The following is a 10,322-nucleotide window of genomic DNA, read 5'->3' on the forward strand; positions in this document are numbered from 1 at the left end:
ACGCTCCGGCTTTTTTGACCCGGCTCCAGCACAGGGCAGATCAGTATTTTATCGCCGTAGGTAAATTCATCCTGGCGGAAATGGTTTGAGATCTCTTCCTGCTCGTGCATTACAACCGGCCTCAGAATAGGGAAACCATAGCGGTGATGTTCCCAAAATGCCGAATACAGATATGGAATTAACCGGTAACGTAGCTCAATAAATTTACGGTTAATAGCAGTGTATGGCTCGCCAAAGCTCCATGGCTCACGCTCTTTGGTATCACCTGCAGAGTGTGCACGCATAAACGGTGAAAAGGCCCCCATTTGGATCCAGCGGGTAAACAGCTCACCATCTGGCTCGCCACTAAAACCGCCAATATCTGTTCCGCAGAACGATATTCCGGAAACCGAAAGCCTTTGCAATTGAATGTTACCCAATTTTAAATGCTCCCATGATGCCACATTATCGCCTGTCCAAACAGATGAGTAACGCTGCACGCCCGCATAGCCGGCCCTTGTAATAGTAAACGGGCGCTTGTTCTTCATTTGCTTGCGCAAACCTTCATAAGTAGCACGCACCATTTGCATACCGTAAATATTATGTGCCTTACGGTGCGATCCGCGGTAACCATCGTACTGGTGGCGTACATCATCAGGAAATGTACCCGAGCCAAATACAGCGGGCTCATTCATATCGTTCCAAACACCGGCAACGCCTACTTCAACCAGTTCGTCAAACAAACCTCCCCACCAGGCGCGTACCTCGGGGTTGGTAAAATCTGGAAACTGGCAACGGCCCGGCCAAACGTGGCCTTCCATAAAGTAATCATCGCAACGGCGGCAGAAGTATTTGTTCTCTTTACCCTCTTTAAATACCGAATAATTATCATCTACACGGATACCCGGGTCAATTATCACTACGGTTTTAAACCCATTGGCAGCCAGGTCGGCTATCATTTTTTTAGGATTAGGGAAATATTTAGGGCTCCATGTAAAACAGCGGTAGCCATCCATGTAATCAATATCCAGGTAAATACCATCGCACGGGATCCTGTTCTTGCGGAAACCATTAGCAATAACCCTTACTTTATTTTCGGGATAATAGCTCCAGCGGCATTGGTGATAACCAAGCGCCCAAAGCGGCGGCATAGGGTGTGTACCTGTTAACAGATGGTAGTTTTTCACCACATCCATCATATGCGGGCCGTGGATATAATAGTATTGCAATTCGCCCCCATCTGCCCAGAAACTGGTTTTGGTTGGGTCTTCGCCGCCAAAGTCGAAATGCGCTTTAAAGGTATTATCAAAGAAGATCCCGTGGGCAATGCCATCGCTTACGCTGATGTAAAACGGAATAGAGCGGTAAAGCGGATCCTGGTTATACCCGAAAGAATAGGCATCGGTATTCCAGTTTTTTAAACGTTTGCCGCGCAGGTTAAATTCGGTAGCCTTATCGCCCAGTCCGAAAAAACTCTCCTGCTCTTCGCAGGTTTTGGTACAAAATACATAGTATCCGCCAAATTGCGTATTCTCTTCCCAGTGCATTGGCACCGCATCAGAGCTGGTAACGTTGTCGTTCTTATCAGAAAATGAAATAAAGAAATCCAGCTTGCGTATGTGGCAGTTTATAGCGGGTGTGGTTACACGATACTCCTGCTCATTCTCCAGTAAGGTAAACTCAACAGGTGTTTGCGGTAACTCGGGCACCGCGTAAGAGAACTCTTCCAAAAAAACGTTATGGGGCGCTAAACGTACACGTATTATTTCGTTAGTAACTATTAGCACCTCTACTTTGGCATCGCCATCTGTAAAAAATATTTTGTTGCCTAATTGCTCTGCGTGGTTGGGGGTACCCAGGTATTTTTTTACGATGGGTTTTATGCCATCTGCGGGGTTATTTAAGTGGTGGAACTCTTCATCCTCAACAATCATTTCCTCCACTTGCAGCAATTTAGCTGTCATCAGTTCCAGGTTGGGGTCAGGTATATTTTCTGCCATTTTTAAAATTCAAATTCAATATGCCCTATCAGCAAAAGCTAATAAAGCATAATTATTATATCAGCTAATTTTTTGGTAACAGCTAATAAACGATTATTTCCTGAATTTTCAAGCTATAATTAAGCCAAAATTTGGCTTTTTGCCGGCAAACAAAATTTTTAAGAATATTGTAATAACTTCGGTGAAATTATCCAACTAATTGCTAAATGAATAATTATTTTATCACTCAGCCGCCCTACTCTGTCAGCAAAAGAAAAAATTCGCCTTTAATAAATTTCGTTAACAAAGGCTTGCGATTTTTAAAGACAGGTTACAATGTACAGCAGTTGGATACCAGCGTTGACATGAACACCGTTGAACAGCGCATAAATTATTATCATTTATTAGATAGCCTGATCATAAATAATATACCGGGCGATGTTATAGAATTAGGAACTTTTACCGGCCAATGCGCTTTACTTTTCCAGAAAATTATTGAGCTGCGCAAATCTGATAAGCAACTGCATGTTTACGATACCTTTGGAACCTCTTTTAAATTTAAAGGCGATATTGAAGAAAAACTGAAAGAGAATTTTCAGAAAGCAAATTTAAAATTGCCTGTAATTCATAAGGGCAACTTTTTTGACACGCTGCCGGCAGAGCTACCCGGGCAATTATGTTTTGTACATATCGACTGTGGTTTTGGAGGAGACCCTTTAGCGCACAAAAAAGTGATAATACATTGCCTTGAAAGTGCGTATCCGCGAATGTCATCGGGCGCGTTATGTGTATCGATGGATTATAATGACGCTGCCGAAAACGGCACTGCGCATGATGTTGCCCCCGGGGTTAAACTGGCCTGCGATGAATTTTTAGCCGGCAAACCCGAGGAAATTACTTGCCTGTACGGCAATCAGTACCTGCATGCTTATTTCAGAAAAGTTTAACATTATAAACTTAATAACAAACCGCTATTACCACCAATTACAACAGGTATACCAATATTAACATCGGCTGTACTAAAGGTAGCGCCACTTAATAGATCCATAAAGTTAACTGCTCCTGTTAGACCAAATTGTGCCAGCAATTCCACAGGTATTTTAATATTAATAGCACGTTCGGTTCGGTTAAAGTTAGCTATGACCAATACTTTTTGATGCTGTGTATAGCGCAGGTAAATATATAACATGGTATCAAAACCGGGCTGGTGTTCATTGGCTATCATTAGTTCGTAAAACTCGCCGGTGCTTATTGCTTCGTTATCTTTTACAATATTTAATAACCTGCTATAAAAACCACGTAGTTCTTTTTGTGCCGATGAAAGATTAGCTCCGTCAAATTTGCCATTGTTCATCCATTGCTGATGTGCAGGAACTCCCCAATAATCAAAAATGGTGGTACGGCCGTCGTCACCGCTAAAGCCGGGTGTGCCTTCGGCCGGTTCGCCTACCTCCTGCCCCGAATAGATCATTACCGGGCCGGTGGCCAAAGTAGCGCTCACTATCATACCGGGCATGGCCAAACTTGCATCGCCTGCAAAATCTCTGCTGGCTATCCGCTGCTCATCGTGGTTTTCCATAAAACGCAGCATGTGCTGGTCAATGCCTTTGCAGTGGTTGTTCCAAACGGCGTTTATTTCCCAGGTTGATGCGCCAGGCTCGTTACAGGTTACCCTGCGGATGGCATCGTAAAGCCCTACCTTATCGTACAGGTAATCGAACCCGCCATTATGAATATAATTGTTATACTGGTCTTTATCGTAAGCCTCCCCAATAAATATCAAATCGGGATAAGTCACTTTCAGTTTAGGGATTATCCATGCCCAAAACTCAACAGGCACCATCTCAATCATATCGCAACGGAAACCATCCACACCCATTTCGGCCCAGTAGGTTAAAATATGGTGCATTTTATACCAAAGCGGCGGCACATGGCCAAAGTAGGTTTTCTTACCATCCAGATAGTAAACACCATAGTTTAACTTAATGGTTTCGAACCAGTCGTTTATTGATGGCGCTGGGTTAAACACATCATTACCCGTTGCCTTAGCCGGAAACTCATCAAACTTGCCATCTTTTAACGGCGAGGTAAATTCTTCTCCGCCCGGGTTGTAACCACCCGGCACTACAAATGGCTGCCCCGGGATATAGTAAAAATCGTTCTGCTGCGAGAAGTTCTGCGTGTTATCATCATCCTCACCAAAATCGCGCACACCCGGCGGGCGGGCATCCGAGGCATAAGTCCGCGCCACGTGATTAGGCACAAAATCTATAATAACTTTTAACCCGTTTAGATGGGTACGCGTTACCAGGGCCTGAAATTCGTTCAGTCTGTTAGGAACATCAACAGCCAGATCGGTAGCTATATCATAATAATCTTTTATTGCATATGGCGAACCGGCACGACCTTTCACTACATCCGGATCATCGGTTTTGATGCCATAGGCGGAGTGATCAGTCATGGTGGCATGCTCAATAACACCTGTGTACCAAACGTGACTAAAACCCATTGTTTTTATTTCGACAAGGGCATTATCGGTAATATCGTTCAGCTTGCCAACGCCGTTCTCTTCAACAGAACCATAGGTTTTATTAAGCGTTTTAGTATTGCCAAATAAACGCGGGAGTAGCTGATATATAATTAATTTATGATTGGGCATTTAGAATCACTATGAAATTTTTGAAGAATGTTGTTTTTTGCGTTTTTTATGCGCCCATACACCACCAATACTGGCGCTGATCATCAGTAAAGGTATTAGAGGTAATAATAGGAATATCGCTATTGGAGCCACTGCTGAGATCAAGATGCTAATTGAAAACACACCCATACATGGCATTAGTATAGCAGCAAATAAGTTGTAAATATCCTTTTTCTCCAGAAAATAAATCAAATAAAATCCGGCAGCAAACGCTATTAAAATCATTACAACAGAAAATGCCATCTCCATAACTTCGGGTTTTATATTATTTATTCAGAAGAATTTCGGTATTTGCTTCAATCAAAGCTTCCTGATCGTAAACTTTCACAGTAATACCTTTATCAGAGGTATTACTGATAGACACTCCATCCCCACTCACCCTCACATTCAGCAACGCGCCCCTAAACCCAACCTGGAAAGAAAATGCCTGCCATTGGTGAGGCAACAGCGGATTGAACGACAGCAAACCATACTTTACCCGCATGCCGCCAAAACCTTCCACTACCGACATCCACGTGCCGGCCATAGAGGTGATGTGGCAACCGTCCTCGGTATCGTTGTTATAATCGTCTATATCCAATCTTGATGTTCGCAGATAAAACTGATAGGCCCGATCAATATCGCCCAGCTTAGCGGCTAATATGGCGTGTACGCAGGGCGAGAGCGACGATTCATGCACCGTCCGCGGCTCGTAGAAATCATAATTCCTGCGGATAGTATCAATATCGTAGTTATCCTCAAAAAAATACAGCCCCTGCAATACATCAGCCTGCTTAATGTAAACGGAACGCAGGATCCTGTCCCAGCTCCATTTTTGTACTAACGGGCGCTCGGTGGCGGGCAGGTCTTTCACCAGGATTTGTTCCTTATCCAGGTAGCCATCCTGCTGCAGAAAGATCTGCAGTTTATCGTCATGCGAGAAATACATTTTGGAGATGATATCCGCAAATTTCTCGCACTCCTGTTCTTCCCGGAAACTGATTTTGGCAACCAGATCATTGTACTTAGCCGCACTGGCCTGTTTCACTTTTCCTATGACCTCGAGCGTATATTTCAAACACCAGGTAGCAATAGTGCTGGTGTACCAGTTGTTGTTAACATTATTCTCGTACTCGTTTGGCCCGGTAACACCCAGCATTACATACTGCTGTCGTTCGGCCGACCAGGTGATTCGCTGCGCCCAAAAACGGGAGATGGCTATCAACACTTCCAAACCGTAATAAGACAGGTATGCTTCATCGCCTGTGTAACGTACGTAATTAAATATAGCGAAAGCAATAGCCCCGTTACGGTGAATCTCTTCGAAGGTTATCTCCCATTCGTTATGGCATTCGGTGCCATCCATAGTAACCATTGGGTAAAGTGCCGCGCCATCTTTAAAACCTAAAAGCTTGGCGTTATCTATCGCTTTGCCTAATTGTTTGTAGCGGTACAAAAGCAGGTTACGTGCCACTTTTTTCCCGGCTGTAGCCAGGTAAAATGGCACGCAATAAGCCTCGGTATCCCAATAAGTAGAGCCGCCGTACTTTTCGCCCGTAAAGCCTTTGGGCCCAATATTCAGGCGATCATCCTCACCTGTATAGGTTTGGTTAAGCTGAAAGATATTGAAGCGGATACCCTGTTGCGCGGCGGCATCGCCCTCAATAATAATATCGTTGTGTTTCCATTTTTCGGCCCAGGCAGCGGCTTGCTCGGCTGTTAGGACATCAAAGCCTTTGGCACTGATGATGGTCAGCACATCTGCCGAACGCGTTATCAACTCAGCAGCCGGATAATTTTGTGAGGATACATTTACCGCGTATTTTGTAAGCGTAATGCTTTGTCCATGCTTTATCTGAAGCTTAATTTCTGCAGCTATATATTTTTCCTTTTGGATGGGGTTTGATTTTATCTCCAGCGGTTTGCCATTTTGTTCAATGGTAAACTTCATCGCGGTAGCCACTTCAAAACCTGTTTTTTTGGTACGCAGCTGTACATAGCCATTATCGGTATCAATGGCTTTGCTTACCTCATCCCAAAACTTCTCATCGTAGTTAGAATCTTTGTTTACAATATCGCCATCAATGAATGGGGTTATAGTTATCTCTCCATCAAAATTTACCGGGGTGATGGTATATTTTATTACACCGGCCTCATCATCAACCATGCTGCAAAAACGGATAGTTTCAACCTCAACCTCTTTACCCGAAGCCGTTTTAGCGCGGAAATTCCTTTGCAGGTAACCTTCCTTCATATTCAGCTCCCGGCGGAAGGATAGCACCTCGCATTTAGCCAGATCGAGTTGTTCATCTCCTATCCAAACGTCAATACCTATCCAGTTAGCCGCGTTCAATACTTTAGCGAAATACTCGGGGTAACCATTTTTCCACCAGCCTACACGGGTTTTATCGGGATAGTAAACACCGGCCACGTAATTGCCCTGCAAGGTTTCGCCAGTATAGGCTTCTTCGAAGTTGGCGCGTTGCCCCATCCGGCCATTACCCAGGCTAAAAACGCTTTCGGCAATCTTGTTGTAATTTGGGTCGAACCCTTCTTCTATGATCTTCCACTCGTCAACTTTAAAATATTCTTTCATGCTATATGGGTACAGTACAAGCCTACGATAGTTTTGGCTAAAATAAGAGAAACATTTATAAGCCTTATGTAAATACTTTCCTTTTTGTGACTCACCCCGCTACGCTGCGCTGGCAACCCTCTCTGCTGCGCAAAGAGGGTTGGGGAATTTGCGCCCTTGTTATTCGGCCCTCTTTCCGCGCAGCGAAGAGAGGGCAGTCGAGCGTAGCGATGACGGGTGAGTCAATCACAAGCTGTGACTTGCATCTTCCGCCCATAACTTATATCTTGCATTACCTGTTTATGAAAAACAACATCTTAATTATTGGGGCTGGTGCCGCCGGTTTAATGGCCGCGCGTACTTTGAGCAATGCCGGCAAACAAGTTACTGTGCTGGAGGCGCGTAACCGGATGGGGGGCCGCATCCACAGCATAAGCGATGCCTCTTTCTTTACAAATACCGAGCTGGGTGCCGAATTTATACATGGCAACCTGCCTGTTACCCTGCAACTTTTAAAGGAAGCTAAAATTAGCTATAGAAGCGCTAATGCCGAGATGTGGCGTTACGAGAAAGGTGAGTTTAACGAGAACAGCATGATCATAGAGGACTGGGACCTCCTGATAAAACGCCTGAACGAACTGGACCAGGATACCAACATCTACGACTTTTTACAAAAGGAATTCCCGGGGGGTAAATATGAAGAACTGCGTAGTACAGTATGGGCGTATGTATCTGGTTACGATACTGCCGACCCGCGCGATGCCAGCGCGTTTGCCCTGCGTAACGAGTGGCAACACGAACAAGAGGATGCCCAACACCGCATTGATGGCGGCTATTGCTCCATTATAAATTACCTGGCTAATGAGTGCAAAGGCAAAGGCGGGCAAATTTTCCTGAATGCGGTTGTGAAAGAGATACAATGGCAAAGCGGAAACGTAAAAGCAATAACCGAAGATGGCACTACATACGAGGCAGAACAATTGCTGATAGCCATGCCATTAGGCGTGCTGCAGGCATTAGAAGGCGAAACAGGCGCTATTACATTTAAACCGCAAATACCGGCTCATACCAAAGCTATACAGCAAATGGGGTTCGGCGCGGTAATAAAGCTTTTATATGAGTTTGATACTGCTTTTTGGCTGGATGATAAAGCCCGTAAAATGGCAGGCAAAAACATCGGCAAGATGGGCTACCTGTTCAGCGATGAAGAAATACCTACCTGGTGGACACAGATCCCCGACCACTCCATCGTACTCACCGGCTGGATAGGCGGCCCTGCTGCGGCAGATAAAACCAATATGCCCGATACGGAGGTGTTAGAACAAGGCCTGCAATCGTTAGCGAATATTTTTAAGATAGATCTTGAGGAATTGAAAGTCAAACTTATAGCCTACCGCATTATGAACTGGACGGCAGATCTGTTTACCCGTGGCTCGTATGCTTACGATACTGTGGAAGCACCCGAAGCACGCAAAATATTAAATACGCCCGTTGAGGACACCCTATTTTTTACCGGCGAATATCTATACGAAGGCACGGAGATGGGTACTGTTGAAGCCGCGCTAACCAGCGGATTGGAGGTTGCGAAAAGGATCCTTAAATAAGTTGGTCAATTGTTACTAATACCAACAATGGAACTTATAACTACCCGATGGGCTGGTTAGACGTTTCCGTCCTCGCAGGGTCCTTTCAAGAAACCCTGCGCGTTTTAGGACATACTAATTACGGCGTTTGCCCGGCCAGCAAGTACAGCACCGCCATACGTATGGCTACCCCATTTTCAACCTGATCCAGGATGATAGATTGTTTGCTATCGGCTACGTCGCTGGTAATTTCTACGCCGCGGTTTATGGGGCCGGGGTGCATTACGGTTATCTCTTTGTCGAGCGAATCGAGGATCTGCTTGTTTAGGCCATACATCATGGTATACTCGCGCAGGGATGGGAAGTATTTTATGTCCTGGCGTTCCAGCTGAATACGCAGCATGTTGGCCACATCGCACCAGTTAAGGGCTTTTACCAGGTTATGCTCTACCTTAACACCAAGCGAGCCAATGTATTTAGGGATAAGCGTTGTTGGGCCGCAAACCATTACTTCGGCGCCTAATTGTTTAAGGCAAAGTATGTTTGAAAGTGCCACGCGCGAGTGCAGGATATCCCCTACTATCACTACCTTTTTGCCCGCTACATCACCATAACGTTCGCGGATAGAGAAAGCATCAAGCAATGCCTGGGTAGGGTGCTCGTGCGCGCCATCGCCAGCGTTTACTATCTGGGCCTTTACGTGTTTTGACAGGAAGATGCCCGCCCCTGCATAAGGGTGGCGCATTACTACCATATCCACTTTCATGGCCAGTATGTTGTTTACGGTATCTATCAGGGTTTCGCCTTTGCTTACCGATGATGAGGAAGCCGCGAAGTTTACTACATCGGCAGAAAGCCTTTTTTCGGCCAGCTCAAATGATAAACGGGTACGGGTAGAGTTTTCGAAGAAGATATTGGCAATGGTTACATCGCGCAGCGAAGGCACTTTTTTTATAGGCCTGTTCAACACCGTTTTAAAATTATCGGCTGTTTCAAATATCAGTTCAATATCTGACCTATTTAAGTCCTTAATTCCTAACAGATGCCTTGTGCTTAATGCCATTTTTTTTATTTCGAATTTATTTAAGCTATGTCATTGCGAGCGATAGCGTGGCAATCACGTCGCATGCTTAGCGTTCATGCATTGCTTCGTCGTACCTCCTCGCAATGACATGTATTATATATTATCTACTTCGCTTCCGATACTAATACTATCCTGTCTTCGCCGTCGGTTTCCTTCCAGCTTACAACTACCTTTTGCGATGCGATGGAATCAACTTCGATACCTACATAATCTGCCGATACCGGTATATGCCGTGAATATCGCCTGTCTACCAGTGCCAGCAGTTCTACCTTCTCGGGCCTGCCAAATGCCTGCATGGCATCCATAGCAGCGCGGATGGTTCTGCCTGTCCAAAGCACATCATCCATCATTATCACCTTTTTACCCTCTATAATAAAATCTATTTTAGTTTGGTTGGGCACCAGTGGTGATCCCTGCCTGCGAAAATCGTCGCGGTAAAAGGTGA

General features: G+C 45.0%; 8 protein-coding genes. 2 read left to right on the forward strand and 6 right to left on the reverse strand.

What is annotated here, in order from left to right:
* The coding region (locus JWQ85_RS00450) for a TIM-barrel domain-containing protein (RefSeq protein WP_299462275.1) at window positions 1-1,943 on the reverse strand (1,943 nt) is incomplete at its 3' end.
* 326 nt (window positions 1,944-2,269) lie between these two features.
* Between JWQ85_RS00450 and JWQ85_RS00455 the strand changes: the two genes are divergently transcribed.
* Window positions 2,270-2,905 carry a TylF/MycF/NovP-related O-methyltransferase gene (locus JWQ85_RS00455; protein WP_299462256.1) on the forward strand — a complete coding sequence of 212 codons (636 nt, stop codon included), beginning with the start codon at window positions 2,270-2,272 and terminating at the stop codon, window positions 2,903-2,905.
* A 2-nt stretch (window positions 2,906-2,907) separates the two neighbouring features.
* Here JWQ85_RS00455 and JWQ85_RS00460 read toward each other — a convergent pair whose 3' ends face one another.
* The 3 genes from JWQ85_RS00460 to JWQ85_RS00470 are packed head-to-tail and all read right to left on the reverse strand — an operon-like array spanning window position 2,908 to window position 7,231.
* The gene (locus tag JWQ85_RS00460) at window positions 2,908-4,617 is read right to left on the reverse strand and encodes an alpha-amylase family protein (protein ID WP_299462259.1); all 1,710 of its coding nucleotides are present in this window, start codon (window positions 4,615-4,617) and stop codon (window positions 2,908-2,910) included.
* A gap of 9 nt (window positions 4,618-4,626) precedes the next feature.
* Window positions 4,627-4,905 (reverse strand): hypothetical protein, encoded by a 279-nt coding sequence (locus tag JWQ85_RS00465; RefSeq protein ID WP_299462262.1) that lies wholly within the window; start codon window positions 4,903-4,905, stop codon window positions 4,627-4,629.
* A 16-nt stretch (window positions 4,906-4,921) separates the two neighbouring features.
* A complete protein-coding gene (locus JWQ85_RS00470; protein ID WP_299462265.1) occupies window positions 4,922-7,231 on the reverse strand; it encodes a glycoside hydrolase family 65 protein in 2,310 nt (769 codons plus the stop codon).
* A gap of 281 nt (window positions 7,232-7,512) precedes the next feature.
* Here JWQ85_RS00470 and JWQ85_RS00475 point away from each other — a divergent pair, with 281 nt between their 5' ends.
* On the forward strand, window positions 7,513-8,814 hold the full coding sequence (locus JWQ85_RS00475; RefSeq protein ID WP_299462268.1) for an NAD(P)/FAD-dependent oxidoreductase: 1,302 nt from the start codon (window positions 7,513-7,515) through the stop codon (window positions 8,812-8,814).
* Window positions 8,815-8,932: 118 nt separating this feature from the next.
* On the opposite strand, the gene JWQ85_RS00480 is transcribed toward JWQ85_RS00475, so the two are convergent.
* Both JWQ85_RS00480 and JWQ85_RS00485 read right to left on the reverse strand, forming a co-directional pair.
* On the reverse strand, window positions 8,933-9,856 hold the full coding sequence (locus tag JWQ85_RS00480; RefSeq protein WP_129875537.1) for an aspartate carbamoyltransferase catalytic subunit: 924 nt from the start codon (window positions 9,854-9,856) through the stop codon (window positions 8,933-8,935).
* 125 nt (window positions 9,857-9,981) lie between these two features.
* Window positions 9,982-10,322 (reverse strand): bifunctional pyr operon transcriptional regulator/uracil phosphoribosyltransferase (locus JWQ85_RS00485; RefSeq protein WP_299462272.1); only part of this gene is annotated, 341 nt, incomplete at its 5' end.

The organism is Mucilaginibacter sp., from assembly GCF_028288105.1.
GTDB lineage: Bacteria > Bacteroidota > Bacteroidia > Sphingobacteriales > Sphingobacteriaceae > Mucilaginibacter.

Bases quoted from the DNA above. Each gene is read 5' to 3' on its own strand.
- JWQ85_RS00460 (WP_299462259.1), bottom strand. From the start codon at position 4,617: ATGCCCAATCATAAATTAATTATATATCAGCTACTCCCGCGTTTATTT.
- JWQ85_RS00465 (WP_299462262.1), bottom strand. From the start codon at position 4,905: ATGGAGATGGCATTTTCTGTTGTAATGATTTTAATAGCGTTTGCTGCC.
- JWQ85_RS00470 (WP_299462265.1), bottom strand. From the start codon at position 7,231: ATGAAAGAATATTTTAAAGTTGACGAGTGGAAGATCATAGAAGAAGGG.
- JWQ85_RS00475 (WP_299462268.1), top strand. From the start codon at position 7,513: ATGAAAAACAACATCTTAATTATTGGGGCTGGTGCCGCCGGTTTAATG.
- JWQ85_RS00480 (WP_129875537.1), bottom strand. From the start codon at position 9,856: ATGGCATTAAGCACAAGGCATCTGTTAGGAATTAAGGACTTAAATAGG.